The sequence below is a fragment of the Flavobacteriales bacterium genome (assembly GCA_025210295.1).
In the GTDB taxonomy this organism is placed as follows: domain Bacteria; phylum Bacteroidota; class Bacteroidia; order Flavobacteriales_D; family Parvicellaceae; genus S010-51.
Map to the genome: position 1 here is coordinate 48,593 of JAOASC010000043.1, position 16,714 is coordinate 65,306.

The 16,714-nt window shown below is 34.1% G+C and carries 14 protein-coding genes; 5 read left to right on the top strand and 9 right to left on the bottom strand.

Annotation, left to right across the window (positions count from 1 at the left end; translation table 11 throughout):
• Positions 1 to 3 precede the first annotated feature (3 nt).
• Genes menD through N4A35_12830 form a run of 5 tightly spaced genes read right to left on the bottom strand, consistent with a single transcriptional unit; the run spans position 4 to position 7,674 of the window.
• Entirely contained in the window at positions 4 to 1,686 is a 1,683-nt protein-coding gene (gene menD / locus N4A35_12810) for a 2-succinyl-5-enolpyruvyl-6-hydroxy-3-cyclohexene-1-carboxylic-acid synthase (protein ID MCT4582286.1), read from the bottom strand.
• 15 nt (positions 1,687 to 1,701) lie between these two features.
• A complete protein-coding gene (locus N4A35_12815) occupies positions 1,702 to 2,694 on the bottom strand; it encodes a chorismate-binding protein (GenBank protein ID MCT4582287.1) in 993 nt (330 codons plus the stop codon).
• A gap of 5 nt (positions 2,695 to 2,699) precedes the next feature.
• On the bottom strand, positions 2,700 to 3,119 hold the full coding sequence (locus N4A35_12820; protein MCT4582288.1) for a hotdog fold thioesterase: 420 nt from the start codon (positions 3,117 to 3,119) through the stop codon (positions 2,700 to 2,702).
• A 2-nt stretch (positions 3,120 to 3,121) separates the two neighbouring features.
• Positions 3,122 to 7,402 (bottom strand): PKD domain-containing protein, encoded by a 4,281-nt coding sequence (locus N4A35_12825; protein MCT4582289.1) that lies wholly within the window; start codon positions 7,400 to 7,402, stop codon positions 3,122 to 3,124.
• A gap of 38 nt (positions 7,403 to 7,440) precedes the next feature.
• Positions 7,441 to 7,674 carry a hypothetical protein gene (locus tag N4A35_12830; GenBank protein ID MCT4582290.1) on the bottom strand — a complete coding sequence of 78 codons (234 nt, stop codon included), beginning with the start codon at positions 7,672 to 7,674 and terminating at the stop codon, positions 7,441 to 7,443.
• A 161-nt stretch (positions 7,675 to 7,835) separates the two neighbouring features.
• On the opposite strand from N4A35_12830, the gene N4A35_12835 reads away from it, so the two are divergent.
• Positions 7,836 to 8,528 carry a response regulator transcription factor gene (locus N4A35_12835; GenBank protein ID MCT4582291.1) on the top strand — a complete coding sequence of 231 codons (693 nt, stop codon included), beginning with the start codon at positions 7,836 to 7,838 and terminating at the stop codon, positions 8,526 to 8,528.
• A gap of 134 nt (positions 8,529 to 8,662) precedes the next feature.
• On the opposite strand, the gene N4A35_12840 is transcribed toward N4A35_12835, so the two are convergent.
• The 4 genes from N4A35_12840 to N4A35_12855 all read right to left on the bottom strand — a co-directional run bounded on the left by N4A35_12840 (position 8,663) and on the right by N4A35_12855 (position 12,049).
• On the bottom strand, positions 8,663 to 9,463 hold the full coding sequence (locus N4A35_12840; protein MCT4582292.1) for a DUF6089 family protein: 801 nt from the start codon (positions 9,461 to 9,463) through the stop codon (positions 8,663 to 8,665).
• Between the two features lie 12 nt (positions 9,464 to 9,475).
• Complete coding sequence (locus N4A35_12845; protein MCT4582293.1) at positions 9,476 to 10,351, bottom strand: DUF6089 family protein; 876 nt, start codon at positions 10,349 to 10,351, stop codon at positions 9,476 to 9,478.
• Positions 10,352 to 10,490: 139 nt separating this feature from the next.
• Complete coding sequence (locus N4A35_12850) at positions 10,491 to 11,357, bottom strand: NAD kinase (GenBank protein ID MCT4582294.1); 867 nt, start codon at positions 11,355 to 11,357, stop codon at positions 10,491 to 10,493.
• A 29-nt stretch (positions 11,358 to 11,386) separates the two neighbouring features.
• Positions 11,387 to 12,049 carry a CBS domain-containing protein gene (locus tag N4A35_12855; protein ID MCT4582295.1) on the bottom strand — a complete coding sequence of 221 codons (663 nt, stop codon included), beginning with the start codon at positions 12,047 to 12,049 and terminating at the stop codon, positions 11,387 to 11,389.
• A gap of 151 nt (positions 12,050 to 12,200) precedes the next feature.
• On the opposite strand from N4A35_12855, the gene N4A35_12860 reads away from it, so the two are divergent.
• The 4 genes from N4A35_12860 (at position 12,201) to N4A35_12875 (ending at position 16,713) form a co-directional block, all read left to right on the top strand.
• The gene (locus tag N4A35_12860; GenBank protein ID MCT4582296.1) at positions 12,201 to 13,367 is read left to right on the top strand and encodes a glycosyltransferase family 4 protein; all 1,167 of its coding nucleotides are present in this window, start codon (positions 12,201 to 12,203) and stop codon (positions 13,365 to 13,367) included.
• Between the two features lie 199 nt (positions 13,368 to 13,566).
• Complete coding sequence (locus N4A35_12865; GenBank protein ID MCT4582297.1) at positions 13,567 to 14,724, top strand: hypothetical protein; 1,158 nt, start codon at positions 13,567 to 13,569, stop codon at positions 14,722 to 14,724.
• Entirely contained in the window at positions 14,717 to 15,772 is a 1,056-nt protein-coding gene (locus tag N4A35_12870; protein MCT4582298.1) for a glycosyltransferase, read from the top strand. The genes N4A35_12865 and N4A35_12870 overlap by 8 nt, the downstream gene beginning before the upstream one ends.
• Positions 15,769 to 16,713 carry an NAD-dependent epimerase/dehydratase family protein gene (locus N4A35_12875; protein ID MCT4582299.1) on the top strand — a complete coding sequence of 315 codons (945 nt, stop codon included), beginning with the start codon at positions 15,769 to 15,771 and terminating at the stop codon, positions 16,711 to 16,713. Before N4A35_12870 ends, N4A35_12875 begins: the two co-directional genes overlap by 4 nt.
• The last annotated feature ends 1 nt before the right edge of the window (position 16,714 follow it).

The following is a 16,714-nucleotide window of genomic DNA, read 5'->3' on the forward strand; positions in this document are numbered from 1 at the left end:
TGATTAGTCTTTTAGAGCCTTGAAGTATTCTTTTAATATAGAGGCATTAATTTCGTTTGGAGTAAATATTTCTAATATAGCAGGACGTTTATTCTCTTGTGGGTTAAAAAAAAGAGGAAGCTGTTCTTCTAACGTTGATGAATCGTCTGCATGATAGTAGTTGATGTGATGAGCACTGGCAAGATGTTTAATTGATGTGCTGTTCCCAACTTCAAAGAAGTCTTCTAACGAGTTTGTAGTGTTGGGACCAGGTATGATTCTAAAAATCCCCCCCCCTCCATTATTGAGAATAATGATTCTAAAATTTTGACTTAAATGTTGGTTCCATAAAGCATTGATGTCATAAACAAAACTTAGGTCACCAGAAATAAGGATGTTTAATTGATGAGGTTGATCATAAGCTATTCCAGCAGCTGTTGAGGTAGAGCCGTCAATACCACTCACTCCTCGGTTGCTAAAATAGTTGATGCCTTTAATTTGACTAAATAATTGCATATAACGAACAGGAGAGCTGTTTCCTAAATGCAAGTTGCAATTTTCTGGTAATGTATTGTAAATAGAGTTAAAGGCCTTTAAATCGCTCCATTTGGTCTTATGCATGTAATTATCATGATTTGTACGAGTAATTAGATGTCTTGTAAACCATTCATTCTTGTATTCGGAATCCAAGTTGTCATTGAGGTATGGCTTTATGGTTCTAAAAAATGAAGTGGGATCAATAGGTATGTGTTTGGTTAAGTGTAAATAGGTATCTTCTATTGGTGTATTATCAGCAATTCGCCAATGCTTTAGGTTCTTAACGTTTCTTAAAAATTGTTTGATTTTTTTTGAAATAATGGCGTTACCAATAGTAATTAAAAGTTCAGGTTCATATTTTTCAGGAGACTCAAATGTTGTGATAACCCTATCTATACAAGGAATAAAATTAGAGCTATATAAATTCGCTGTTGATTCGGTTAAAACAATGGTGTTTGAGAGGAGAGCAAACTCTTCCAAAATATAGTTTAGGGCTCCATTTTTTGGCAACTGACCACAAAGAATAAGAACTTTTTTATGCTCATTGTATATTGATGATAACGCTAAAATAGTTTTTTCTGCTAGGGTTTGTTCTACAGAAATGTTTTCAATATTCGTGACTTGAACTGTGCTTTTTTCAACGGTATTATATAGCGGTTCTCTGAAAGGAATATTGATGTGAACAGGTAATTTATTCTTTGAACAGTGAATAAGCGCTTCATTTATTTGTCGTTGACAATAATGAAGGTCTTCTAGGCTTTCACCTATAGGAAGATGATATCCAGAGTGAACGAAGTTTTGAAAAACATTAACTTGATTAATGGCTTGTCCTTCTCCATGATGAATCCATTCAGGAGGTCTATCAGTAGTAATAGCAATGAGCGGTATTTTTTGGTAAAAAGCTTCGCTTAATGCAGAAGAATAGTTGAGAGCAGCACTGCCAGAAGTGCAGCATATTGCAACTGGCCTTTGTGTAGATATCGCGACTCCAAGAGCAAAAAAACTAGCTGAACGTTCGTCAACGATTGAAATGCATTCAAACCTTTCATCATTGGTGAACGATAAGACTAAAGGAGCATTTCTTGATCCAGGTGAAAAAATTATTTTTTTAATGCCTTTAGCAGCAAATAGCTCAACTATTGCTTGTACTCTTTTACTTTCTGATACCATATAAACCCCAAAGGTCTATATTTTTTCAATGACAGCCAATAATGTTTGTGATTTTAATTGGGTCTCTTCCCATTCTTTTTCAGAATTAGAGTCATTGGTGATCCCTCCTCCGACATATAAGGTTAATACATGATCAAACAATTGCATACATCTCAAGTTTACAAAAATCCAAGCATTATTATGATCTTCTAACTCTCCTAAATACCCAGTATAAAACTCTCGATCATAAGGTTCATTTTCAATAATGAATTCATAAGCATTTTCCTGTGGCATTCCACAAATCGCTGATGTAGGATGTAAAGTGTCTGCAATAGCTTTTATGTTTGTTAATGTAGTTTTTATATTTATTTTGGTCTTTAAATGTGCCACTCTTCCCGCAACTATAGTTTCTGTATCGGATATGATATGCTTTATTTGTTGAACCATTAACTTTTGAGAGATGTCTTCAATTACATATTCATGTTCTTGAATTTCTTTCTTCCCCCATGGACTAATGTGATCACTTTTTTGACTTCCAGCTAATGCTATGGTATAGGATTCGGTAGGGGATACTTTTAGTAGTGTTTCTGGTGTGGCTCCCATCCACATACCAATATTAGGGATATTTAAAATATAAACGAGAGCATTTGTTTGTTGAGAAGCCAATTTTTCGAATGCTTGAAAGAGGTCAAACTGTTGATTAACGCTTTGATTAATAATTCTTGATGAGATGACTTTCGTTAACTCTCTTTGAGAAGCATCAATAAAAGTATTTAACTGTTCAAGGTAAGCAGTTTTACTTAACTCATGGTTAGTTTGCTTTTTCTCAGGAAAATTGATGATAATGTTTTTATCATTGAGTTCTTTTTTAGGAGCTTCTAAAATAAACGATTTTTGATTGTCAAAACTTTGAATAATAAAGCCATGACTTTGAGCTGAATATTCTTTCCAGTCTCCAGTTCTATAATATTTTTTATTAGAATACGGAGTTCGGTAGATAACGAAGCCTTCTGAAGAAGTTAAGGTCATAAAAATTATTTACGTTCCAAAATCATCATAGTAAGACGAGCTATGGAAATCATCTTCCCATGCTCATCTTTAATTTCAATTTTCCAAATATGTGTTGTCTTTCCTTTATGGACAATTTCTGCTTTACCATAAACGTATCCATCCATGATGCTTCCAACATGGTTGGCGTTAATTTCGATACAAACACCATAATGGGTTTTCGTGCCTATCATTAAATAGGTTCCAGTACTTCCTAAGGTCTCAGCTAATGCGACATTTGCTCCTCCATGCAATAATCCCATCGGTTGAAAAGTACGTTCGTCCACAGGCATTTTTCCAACAATATAATCGCTTCCAACCTCAGTAAATTCGATTCCTAATGTGTCAATTAATGTGTTTTTATTGATGGCATTAATATCTTTTACCTTTACGTTTTTTGGTATCATAGTTATTTTATTAATGATATTCTTTTGGTTGTTTGCCCTAACTCTGTTTGAATTCTTAAATAATATACACCTTTAGCATTATTGCTAAAATCAATAGGTGTATTAAGTTGTAGAACCTGAATTGCTTGTTGTGATTGAATAACCTTTCCAATAGCATCAAATAGTACGTATTCAATGTCTTGATAATAAGGAAGTTCAATGCTTAAGTTGATTAATCCATTAGTAGGGTTAGGGTAAACTTGAACCGCTTCTTCTATTTTGAAATTGTTGATCGAAGTTGGGCCTCCATTTCCAACAATTATTGTTATGGTATCTGTAGCTTCACAATTGCCTAATACTCCCGAGAGAACAACATTGTAAGTTCCATCAGTATTATAGGTGTGAGATGGAGAGCCTTGAGTGGAGTTTGTTCCATCTCCAAAAATCCAATTATAACTTGTTGCAACCGAACCATTATTACTGAAGTTAACAGTTCCTCCTACAGGAATCGTAAGCGGACTAGCATTAGCAACAATAGTAGGAGATGGATTTACATTAATCGTAGTGTTTACTGGTGTCCCATTACAATTTCCATTTTGTCCTATCACAACATATTGGGTTTGAGATGTTGGTGCTACAGTTATGGTGTTTAGTGTTGTACCATTATTCCAAACATACGACTGTGCTCCGTTAGCGATAAGTGTTACGCTATCGCCACTACAAATTGTAGGGTTAGCAGGTGTAACAGTAACATTTGGTTGAGTGTTTACTGTAATAGTAGTGGTTGCAGTTCTCGAACAACCTTGGGTATCATTAGCTATTACAGTATAGGTTGTAGTTTGTGATGGGGTTACAATATGCATTGTACCACTTCCTAAACCATTATCCCATGAGTAAGTCGAACCACTTCCTGCTCCTCCTGCTGTTATTGTTGCTGTATTTCCTAAACAAACAGTTTGGTCTGGAGTTACAGACAGGTTAAAACCTCCTTGGTTGGTTATTGTAGTAGATGTATTGGTTGTACAACCGTTGGCATCTTGTAAAACAATGTTATAATTGTTAGCAGAAAGTCCAGTAAATAATCCTGTGTTTTGAAAGTTTAATCCTCCATTAATACTGTATTGGTATGGAGCTAATCCACCAGTTTCTGTTACAGTGATGCTTCCATTAGCATCCATACACGTTTCTCCTGTAGTTGTCGCAGATACAGAGAATGTTCCACTCCCTTGAATTGTTTCAGAAGATATTGTAGAAGAGCACCCATTGGCATCAACAACCACAACACTGTAGTTTCCTCCTTGTAAAGTATTAAAGAATCCATTGGCTTGGAACGTAGCCCCTCCATTGATACTATATTGATAAGGAGTTGTTCCGCCATTAGGAATGATTGCAATGTTTCCATTATCATTACCACAGGTAGTATGTGTGATGCTCACAGTATGAGTCATAGGACTACTTTCATTGATTACAGCATTTCCTGTTGCTTGACATCCGTTGGCATCTTGTACGATAACTGTATAATTTCCACCACTTAATCCACCAAAAGTTCCAGATGCTTGAAAGTTACTCCCTCCGTCAATGCTATATTGATAAGGATAAGTTCCGCCAGTTGCTGTGTTAAACAACTGCCCATCACTTGAACCATTGCAACTTACATCAACAGCATTAGAAGTCAATGTAGGAGCATTTGAATTAATTAGGTTAGTAGAGCTAAAACCTTGACATCCGTTGGCATCTTGAACTACAATGTTGTAAGTTCCTACTCCTAAACTAGAGAACGTATATGGAGCAGAACCAGACGAAAAGGATTGCCCATTGTCAATGCTAAAATTATATGGTGAAGCACCGCCATTGACGTTAATAGCAATACTTCCGTCAATATTTCCACAGCTTGGATTGGTGTCAACAGTTGTAACAGTTAAAGTCCCAGTTCCATTATTAATTGTAACACTTTCAGAACTCTGACATCCTGAAGCGTCCATTACACTTACAGTATAGCTTCCTCCTGTTAAGTTTGTAAATGTATTGGAAGTTTGGTAGGTATTTCCACCATCAATACTATATTGATAAGGAGTTGTACCGTTGGTTGCGTTGATGATGATTTGTCCATCATTACCACTACAACTAGGTGTAGTCGTAGTAGATGAAATTGTTGGACCATCAGTAATGGTAATTTGTACACTATCTAAATATCTACCTCTACATGTTCCATCAACCAATAAATAGGCTGTATAGCTGCCAGAAGTAGAATAGGTAGCTGAGCTACTCGCACCTGAAGCAGTATCAATAGTAGCACCAGGGAAAAACCACGAATAGTTATTAGCATTTGTACCAGTTGCGTTAAAATTAATTGGAGTACCTGTACATGATGTTGTTGGTGTTGCTGTTATGGTAGCTGAGACAGGTTGATCAGTGACATAAGGTAAGATGTAGTGGGTTAGGTTTACATCCCAACTATCTTGGTCGTTATATGGATACCATGCATTATTGCTCCATTGTTCCCACCCTGTATTGGTAGGAGTGTTTACAGTGCTTGTTATAATGGCAAGAGAGTCGGTATTTCCAAAACCATTCATAGAGATTCCACAATAGAAAGGGTTTCCTCCGACATTCACAGGTGATGGGAAAGTAACGTGAAGAACACCTAAGCCAGAGTTTGAGGCTAGTGCATTATCTAGTTGGGCTAAGGTAGCAGTAGCAGTACCCAATATATTTCCAGGGGCTCCAGAGTTGTCTCCCCATACGTTAAAATCAACAGTCGCGCCATTTCCGCCGTCATTTACTCCATAAAAATAAATGTCAAGTCCTGTTACGTGTGTATATGGAGAGTAGTTGTTATAGTACTCAGCTTTTGAAATATCACTAAAATTATTCCAGCCAGCGATATATCCAAATGGGTTGTTTCCTTGGTTTGAAAGGTAAACAGTAAGTGAATCAGTAGCAACAAAGTTTGATAAAGTATCACAGCCAGAAGAAAGAACAACATTTATTGTTTGTGTTGAAGTACAAGAACCATTAGTATTCGTAGCAGTTAATTGTACTTGATATGTTCCAACATTATTGTAAGTGATATTGGTAGGGTTTTGTGAGGTAGATGTTGCAGGAGAAACGCCTCCTAGTCCTGTATTATCAAAGTTCCAGCTCCATGAAGTAGGGTTTCCTGTAGAGCCATCTGTAAAGTTGATACTTCCTCCAGCTATAATCGTGGTACTAGAAGCAGATATAGCACAGGTTGGAGGAGCAGATGCATTAGAACAAACTGTAGATGTTGTTAGGCTTGCTCTTCGAGGGCAAACACTTAAAACAGTTCTAATTCTTGCTTTTTGATCTTCTGTAAAGATGTTCATACAAGCATCATCTGTATAATCCATGTAGTTTTCAATCATGTCTACAGAACTACAAGAAGAACTTCCTGTTGGGCATCCGTAATTCGCAGCGCCTGCTAAAGGGGTGTCATTACAGTAATCATCTTGACTACAGTTACCATCTCCCCAAATATGTCTTAAACCAAGCCAGTGTCCTACTTCGTGCGTAGTAGTTCTTCCGAGGTTGTATGTTGGGTTTAAAACAAAAGACCCATCATCTAGGTCTGCTGTACCAAAAGCATTGTAGTTCATAACTACTCCGTCCGTATTTGCAGAACCTCCAGATGGATTTAATCCAGATAATCCTGAGTTGTCAGGAAATTGAGCATAACCTAAAAGAGAACTTGCGCTTCCTCCAAATCGACAAGTCCACATGTTTAAGTAATTGTTTGGGTCCCATATTGTTTGCGGTTTAAGGGTGCTTTCAATAGCATTTCTATCCCAAGAAGTTTGTCCCATGTTAACTCTGTCAATACCATTTGTAGTATTCCCATTAGGATCAATAGACGCTAAACAAAACTCAATTTCTACATCAGCCCCTACTGGATTGGTATTGTATCCACGACTGTTAGCCATTTTTCTAAAATCTTCATTTAACACTTGAATTTGAGAGAGTACTTGTGCATCTGTAATGTTCTCTCCAGAACCAACAGCATCTCCATTGTGAATGACATGAACAACAACAGGTATTGTTAAAACAGGTAGTTTTATTCCGCTTTTTTGTTGCTTGTATGCTTTTATCTCTTGTTGTAACCAAGCTTCAAATTCCAATTGACTTCCAACCTTAGCGTTTTCATTTCTTCTTATTTGATCATATTCGACTGTTGCACATCTGACAATACCTTTGTGATGATGCAAATGGGGATGATGTTGTGAAGTAATTAGATTACTAATTAGTACAAAAAGGAAGAAAAGTTTAAGGCTGAAATTTGTTTTCATGTTTACGGATCTTGTTGGTTAATCGAAAAGGAAGTGCACTATTTTTTTTGCTTTGGTTCGTCAGCAACTTGTTTTTTAGCTGTAGCCTCTTTTGGGGAGGTAGAACTTTGTGGTACAGCTAATGTTGGTAGGTCCTTAATTTTTGCTTGCTCCTTTATTGTAATTGGGGTTAAACTTAAGTTTTTGCGCTCAACAGTAGGTGTACTTTGGCTTTGGCTGTATGCAATAGAGCTGATCAATACAGCAGTTATACTAAAAAAAGTGTTTTTCATATTATAGAAATTTTGCTACGCAAGATAACGTTATTTATAATGAATATCAATAGATTCGTTTAAAAAAAGCAGGAGTTTGTCATTTTTTTGTATCCTTATTTATGGTTTTTCTAGATAGTGCTGATATTGTTTATATTTGCATAACCAATAATGCAAGAGCTATGAAAAATATACTTTTGGTAGAAGATGAAGAAAATTTACATGAGGCAATAAAGTTAAATCTTGATATAGAAGGCTACAGTGTAACTTCTGTTTTTACAGGTAAAAATGCGGTGTCTAAAGTCAAAGAAAAGAAATTTGATTTAATAATATTGGATGTTATGTTACCTGATGTTAATGGATTTGATATTTGTGAGACTATACGCTTAAATGATGAGCATACCCCCATTTTATTTTTAACAGCAAAAAGTGATTCAGAAGATCGAATAAAAGGATTGACGATTGGTGGAGATGATTATTTAACAAAGCCTTTTAATATTGAAGAACTCTTATTAAGGATTAAACTTTTGATTAAAAGGTCTGCAAAAGAGGTAAGCGGAACTCATGGAATATCAACCTTTCAAATAGGGGAGTTTACAATAAATTTTAATTCTTTTGAGGTTTCAAATAATGAAGGTGTGATCACTCCATTAACAAAAAAACAAATCAACTTATTGAAGCTACTTATAGATAAGAAAAATCAAGCTGTTAGCAGGCAGGAAATATTAGAAAAGGTTTGGGGCTATGAGATATACCCAACAACTAGGACAATTGATAATGTGATACTTTCATTTAGAAAAATATTTGAAAAAAACACAGCTCCGAATACCTATTTTAAATCTATAAGGGGAGTAGGATATAAGTTTACTCCCTAATTTTACAAAAGGTTAGGCAACCCTTTAATATTTTTTACGTCTATAAAGTAAGTAAATTCGAGATTTCTACCTCAATTTTACTGATTTTATATTTTCCTTGTTTAAGAAAAGATGGAGTTACTTATTGAAGTACTTCATCTTTTTTTTCTGAAATTATTTTTACACTCGTTGTTAGGGAGTATTCTAAAGCTAAGCATAACTCCATAAATAGAATACCAATCTTTATTTTGAGAATTACCTCTTTGTAAGCCATTTATGCCATAACTTTTACTGAGATCGGAGGCTAAAGTTCCATTTTCTATTTCTAATTGCGTGAGGTCTACATAGGTTCCACTAACATCATCTAAATAATCTGTAAATGTTTTTCGAATTCCGTATTCAGCACTAAGCGCAAATCGCTTAGAAAGATTTATTTTAACACCTAATCCTGCTGGTAAACTGATTTGTTGTGATTTATATTGCTTATTAGGGTTTTGAGAGGAGCCTTGACCTTCTGTGCCTAATGTTTGGAGACTAACCCAATCACCATTATTGTTGGTTTGAGGGTTCATTTTAAAATAGGTAATTCCTCCAAATAAATAAGGAGTTCCCTTATATTTTTTTTTCTCTCCTATTTCAAAAGGCATAAAGTTAATTTCTAATGCAGGCCCAATTTCTAGGATGGTAGATCGAAAACTTAGGTTAGAACTAGCGCTCTCTGCTGTTACTTTTCCATACATTAAGTGAGCTCTTAAGACAATTTGTTTATTATCTAAAGACCTCCTAAAAACACCACCAAAATTATAGTTGTAATTATTGAAGTGTGTATAAGGGTTGAGGTCTCCCATATAATAGGAACCACCTGCCATAAGACCAAATTCATCAACACTCTGAGCTAAAGAGTGAAATGTAAAAAGTATAGATAGAACAACAAGTTGAGATAATTTCTTTAACATAAATCATGATTATTAAAATTTAGGTAAATTCAACCTTCCTCTTAATAACTTATAATTTACAGATAATATTGCAAAGACATAAGAATCATTTGCTTGAGCACTTCCTCTTTGCTGACCAGGAATAGTCCAATGAGTTTGTCCCTCTTTATTTAAAGCTGGGTTTGATAAATATTGAACCATAGCACTTTCATTGGATTGATCAACATATACAGTACTTACATCATCAATATAATCGGTAAATGTATAACGAACCCCTGTTTCTAAGCCTATGCTCCATTGTTTATCAATAGCATACTTTAATCCAATTCCCATAGGAATGGCAACAGAAAAACTTCCATATTCAACTCCCTCAGTTTTGAGTGGTCTTAGTTTTTCCCAATTCCCTTGGTATTTAGCTTTAGGATTGTACCAGAATCCTCCAATTCCAGCAAATAAATAGGGACTAAGATGGTTCACTCGTTTACCTACAACTCCGTTTGAACGATAGATGTGACCAAAATATTCTCTAAAAGGAAAATAATCTACCTGCACAGCCAATTCAGCAATGGGAGATTTAAAGTGTAAGTTTCTATTTTGTCTATAAACTTCTTCAGTTAATGCATCATTACCACTTACCTGACCGAATGTAAATCCAGCTTTAGCGGCAATGTTGGGAGAGAAAAATCTTCTGTAACCTATTTGTATAGCAGGGCGCGTGGCATTAAATTCAAAGTCTCGAAAGCCTAAAATATTGTGCGATCCGACTCTGTTAGCTCCTCCTAGTTCCCCCAAAAAACTAGATGCACCTATACCAAAAGAAAATTCATTTCTCAAGAATTTCCAGCTCTGACCATTTATTCCTATGATAAATAAGGTAAAGCATAATGTTAGAAGTAAATTCTTTTTCATTTTTAATATCTATTCTATTCTTTTGTAGAAGGTTAAGCAAAAGTAATTTTTTTTTGTAAAATAACACAATGATTCTAATAGATATTTTCAATTAGTCGTCACTTTATGTTATCAAATGCCTTTTGGTGGTGGTTTTATGTTAATTTCTTACATCAGTTCCCCAGTGCATTTTCTTTCTTAAAGTGTTTAAAAAGCTTTGGTTTTCAAACTGGACAAGATTAATGTAGAAAGGGGCTTTAGTTACATATATTTCTGTAGAATTGGAAATCGTAACCGTTCTACTATCAAGTGTGGCAAGAAATTCTGGATCTCTGCCTTCAACTTTTAGCTTTATTTGAACATCATCAGGGATTACTACAGGTCTGGCCGTTAAATTATGTGGTGCAATAGGGTTGATGATAAAGTTTTTGGATCCTGGTAAAACAATTGGGCCTCCGCAACTCAATGAGTATGCTGTAGAACCAGTAGGCGTTGATATAATCAAACCGTCAGACCAGTAGGAGTTTAAACATTCTCCATCAATATAGGTGTTTACTGTCATCATTGATGAGGAGTCTTTTTTATGAATTGTTAATTCATTTAAAGCAAAATTAAAATTACCAAAAACATTGCCTTTGGTCTTAGCCTGAAGTAAGGATCTTCTTTGGAGTTTATAATCTCCGTTTTGAAGATTGTCAAGCATTGAATTAATCTCGTTTTTAGCATTATAAGCTAAAAAACCCATCCTTCCTGTGTTTAAGCCTACAATCGGTAGCTTAGAATCACCAACAGCAGTAATCGTATCTAGTAAAGTACCATCTCCTCCAATACTTAATAGAAAGTTAACAGGTTCGTTGATTTCATCAGCTTCTACATAAACAGTATGTTTCCCTTTTAATTCAATATGTTGAGTTAAAAAAGAAACAAATTTTTTATTAATATAATATTCAATCTTTCTTTCATTTAAACTGTTAAAAAGACTTTGAATAGCTTCCACTGCACTTTCTGGAAATCTTTTCCCAAAGATGGCTATTTTAATTTTTGCTTTGATAGTATTTAGGTATTTAAATAAGTAAGTAGTAATTGATAACGTTCTTTTAGATTGTCGTTGATCTTGTTTTGAGTGAAATAAGCTTTAACGACATAGTTATACCTATTTAGTGTTTGTAAAACCCCACCTATATGTTCTCTATTGACTTTAATAGTAACTTCCATTTTATTAGAATCGGGAGAAGAGGTTATATAAGAACTTAATATTTTAGTATCATTACCTTCTATAATTTGAGCAATTTGAGCCAAAGAGTAATCGACTTTATTAATATCTAAAATAATAATTGCCCCTGGTTCAGTAATGGAAGAGGAATTGGTGAATATAGAGGTGATTTTTGAAAGTGTAGTACAACCAATATAATTATCCATTCGGTCTAAAATCGGAACTAAGGTAAGGTTTAGTTCTGAAATCACTTTCATTACTTCATAAATATGACTGTCAGCATATACAAAAGGTCTGTTATAAGCAATGTTCATATTCTCGAGTGGAGCCGTAGCATCGTTTTGATCATAAATAACATTGTCAGAAATTAAGCCCAAATATTCTTTCCCTCTGACCACGGGTAAGTGTATTACTTTAAACTCATCCATCCAGTTTAAAGCTTTTTCCCCACTTTCATTTGGCTTTATTGGGGGAATAGTATTTATTATAATTTCTTTCGCTAGCATTATTGGTAGGTGTGTGTTAAGATGATATAAGACATAAATTATGCCTAAAATATTTTTTGAATACTAAAGTCTTTATTTAGTTTCGTCTATCTTTGTTTAATCATAAACAAAAGAGTACAACCTTTATTGTCAAAGATACAAAAAGTTTTTTATGCATATCCTTTTATTAACAGATGGCATAACTCCCTTTGTTACGGGAGGTATGCAGAGACATTCCGCTAACCTGGCAAAATATTTTACTTTACAAGGAGTAAAGGTGTCTCTTGTTCATTGTGTAGGAGATGGTGAACAGTTGCCTAGTGATGAGGAAGTTAATTTTGCATTGTTTGGTAATCAGGATCAACAACTTTATAAAATCTATTCATTTAATTTTCCTAAGAAAGGAAAAATGATTGGTCATTATATCAGAAATTCTTATTTGTACTCAAAGCAAATTTTTGAAGCATTAGATTTCTCTGATGTAGATTTTGTGTATGCAAAAGGGTTTTCGGGCTGGTATTTTTTAGAGCAAAAAAGTAAAAATAGACTATTACCTCCAATTGGTGTGAAGTTTCATGGTTATGAAATGTTTCAATTACAAAAAAGCTTTAAGCAGCGATTAAAAAGTTTTCTCTTGAAAGGGCCTACGATATGGAATAATGAACATGCGGATTATATTTTTTCTTACGGTGGTAAGATAACGGAGTTAATTATAGAAAATATTACTTTTCCTGAGAAGAATATCTTAGAGTTCCCATCCGGGCTTGATAATGAATGGTTGAGAACAACACCAATAAGTGTTGAAGAAGAAGCACCTTTAAGATTTGTTTTTATAGGCCGTTATGAAACCCGAAAAGGGGTGAAAGAGTTAAATAGTGCGATTCAAACTATTTTATTGAAGAAAGTAGAATTTGAGTTTCATTTTATAGGGCCAATACCTGAGGAAGCTAAAGTAAAACACCCTAAAATTACTTACCATGGAGAAATTAGCGATAAATCAAAAATGGTTAAGCTTATCGATACAATGGATGTTTTGGTTTGTCCGAGTCATTCAGAAGGAATGCCTAATGTGATCCTAGAGGGAATGGCGAGAGGATTAGCGATTTTGGCTACAGATGTAGGAGCTGTTGAATTTATAGTTGATGAATCAAATGGGAGGATTATTCCTCCGTTAAACCAGCAATTATTAGAGGAAAGTTTAGTTGAGTTTTTAATGTTGTCCAAAGTTGAATTGAAGAAGAAGAAGAAGAAGTCTCTGTCTAAAATTCAAAATGAATATCTTTGGGAGAAGTTAGCTATTGCTATGCTAAAAAAAATAAGTGAGCTAAAGAAGAAATAACGTTTTTAGCTGGGGGAATTATTTAGTGCATTAAAATAAGCGAAAAAGAAATAGACAAAAAAAGGAAGTGAAAGAAGTTAATTATACAAAAGTCTCTAAGTGGGTTGAGATCCTGATATTTCTTTCAGTATTTATTAACTCCTATGTATTCTTTAAGTATCCTTTTGAAGGTTATTTCTATTATTTGATTTTTTTAGCTTTGATTCCCTTATTTGTTCTAAAATATGGCTACCCTCAATATTTGGTAAAACTATTTTTTTGGTTCTTGGCTGTTGGTGGAACTTTTGTGCTCTCTGGTTATTACCAAATGTTTGACTTTATCAAGGTTTTTGGAGGAATGTTCATGTCGTTCACTTTTTACCATTATGTCTTAAAGTATTATAAGTTTAATTTATTACAAGTTTTTAGTGTCTATTTAAAGTGGTCTTATATTGTAGCTTTGATAGGAGTAGTTCAAGCTGCGTCTTATCTTGTTGGCTTTGAGTATGGGTACAACTTTAGGTGGTTGTTAAACAAATGGGGAGTAGCGGAAGGTGGTTTGATGGGAATTAGAATTAATAGTGTTTTTTCAGAGCCATCAGGTTTGGCAGCGGCATTGGCTCCTGCCGTTTTTGTGGCCGTCTACAACTTAATGCATAAAAAGAATTTTGTTTTAAGTAAACGAGCTTCTATAACCATTTTAATCATCTATATCATTTCGGGATCATCCACAGCATATATTGGAATATTATTGATTTTTATATTAATTTCAATGAGTATTAAATTTAGATATTTATTAATGGGGATAATTGGAGGAAGTATCATATTATTTTCTTTTTACAATGTTTCAAATGACTTTAAATCAAGAGTTGATAGTTCAATAGGATTGTGGATATATCAAGACTATACTATAGATAATACCAATACTTCGAGTTTTGTTTTGTATAATAATATTCATGTAGCGATTGAAAGTTTTAAAGAGTATCCTTTGTTTGGAACTGGTTTAGGCTCTTATAGTGTTGCTTATCAAAAGCATTCATTGACGAAGAATGTAGAGGTCATTGCGTACAATTTTGAATTTAATACATCAGATGGGAATTCGCTGTTGGTAAGAATGCTTGTAGAGCTAGGAGGGGGTGGAGTGTTTTTCTTTTTTCTACTCTTAGTAAGAGGTTTTATTTATCTAAGGATAGAAGAAGAGTTTTTAACGTATAAAATAATCAGTCAGGCAATTTTAGTTCTGATTTTTCTAAATTTGATGCGACAAGGGAATTATTTTTTGAATGGGTTTCCATTATTTGTCTTGATATACTACTATAACTGGAAGCAGTATCGAGAAGCACTTAGAGAAAAGGAAAATAGTATTGAACATGAATAAAAAAGTTTTGTTTTTGTATACAGAGTTGGCTGGGTATACCATTAATTGCATGAAAAAAGCCATGGAAAAACATGAAGGGGTATCCATTTCTGTTATTCGTTGGCCCATAGCAAATGAGGCCCCTTTTCAGTTCGATTTTGGAAAAATAAAACAATATTTGCGAAGTGATTTTACAAATGAGTCTATGCTACATTTGATTAAAGAAGAGCAAATAGATTTGGTCGTTTGTTCTGGTTGGATAGATAAAGATTATGTAAAAGTTTGTAGAGCAATAAAAAACAAAATACCTACGGTACTATTAATAGATAATCAATGGAATGGGAGTCTTAAGCAACAAATAGCAAAGCTATTAAGTTCTTTTTTGATACAGAGAAATTTTACTCATGCTTGGGTTCCAGGTGAAAAACAAAAGAAGTTTACGATCAATTTAGGGTTTCCGTCTGAAGCAATACAAAAGTATTTATATGTGGCAGATACCACTTTGTTTAAAAAGTATTATGATGAATTTAAATTACTAAAAGAAAAAAAATTCCCCAAGCGCTTTTTGTATGTTGGTAGATATGTAAAACACAAAGGTATTTATGACTTGTGGAATGCTTTTGAACAACTCCATCAAGAAACAGAAAATGATTGGGAGCTTTGGTGCGTAGGAACAGGTGAGGAGTTTGAGAATAGAAAAATACATCCCAAAATTAAACATTTTGGTTTTTTGCAGCCCTCTGAGTTTTCTGAAGTGATTATGAATAGCGGAGTTTATGTATTACCAAGTCATTTTGAGCCTTGGGGAGTTTCTGTTCAGGAATTTGGAGCAGCTGGATATCCAATGCTTTTAAGCAGTGCTGTAGGTTCTAAAGAATCATTTTTAGTGGAAAATAAAAACGGGTATTCTTTTTGTTCTAAAGATAAGAACAGTCTTTTGAGTGCTATGAAGAAAATGATAGAGTTATCAGAAAGTGAATTAATTAAGATGCAAATAGAGAGCATTCAATTATCTTTGTCGGTGACAACTGATGAATGGATAAAATCGTTAATGTCTTTTAAACTATGATAAAAATATTAATAACAGGAGGAGCTGGGAATGTTGGTGGAGCCCTAGCACGTAAATTAGTTACAAACCCTAATTATTTTGTTGTTGTAGCTGATAACTTATCTACTGGGTGTAAATCTAAATTACCAACTTCAGAATTAGAGAATTGGTCATTTGTTTACTGTGATGTTAACAATTATAGAGATATTTCCGAATTAATGTTAGCCTATAAGTTTGATTATGTTTTTCATTATGCAGCTGTGGTAGGAGTACAACGTACACAGGAGAATCCAATTCAAGTATTAAATGATATAGAAGGGATTAAGAATGTTCTAAATCTATCTAAAAACACCTCAGTTAAAAGAGTGTTTTTCTCTTCTTCATCTGAAGTTTATGGAGAGCCAGTTGAGCTTCCTCAAAATGAGAATACAACCCCTTTGAATTCACGTGTCCCTTATGCTGTAGTGAAAAATGTAGGAGAAGCATTTTTTAGATCTTTTAAACAATCTTTTGATTTAGATTATACCATATTTAGGTTTTTTAATACCTATGGACCTAATCAAAGTGTTGATTTTGTTGTTGCTAAATTTTTAGCATTAGCCTTAAAAAATGAACCTATAACAATTTATGGAGATGGTGCCCAAACACGTACTTTTTGTTATGTAGATGACAATATTGATACTTGTTTGAAAATTTTTGAAGAGGGACACCATTTAAATGATACCATTAATGTTGGAGGTGCTGACGAAATTTCTATTTTAGACTTGGCTAAACTGGTCATAAAGGTAGCTGGTTCTCAGTCAGAAATTATTCATTTACCCCCGCTCAAAGATGGAGACATGACTCGAAGAATGCCGGATAATTCAAAAATGAAAACAATTTTAAATAGAGAGCTCATCTCAATTGAAGAAGGAATTCGTTTGTTGATAGAAAATAAAGACTTTTTGAATCAAATTAAATAGT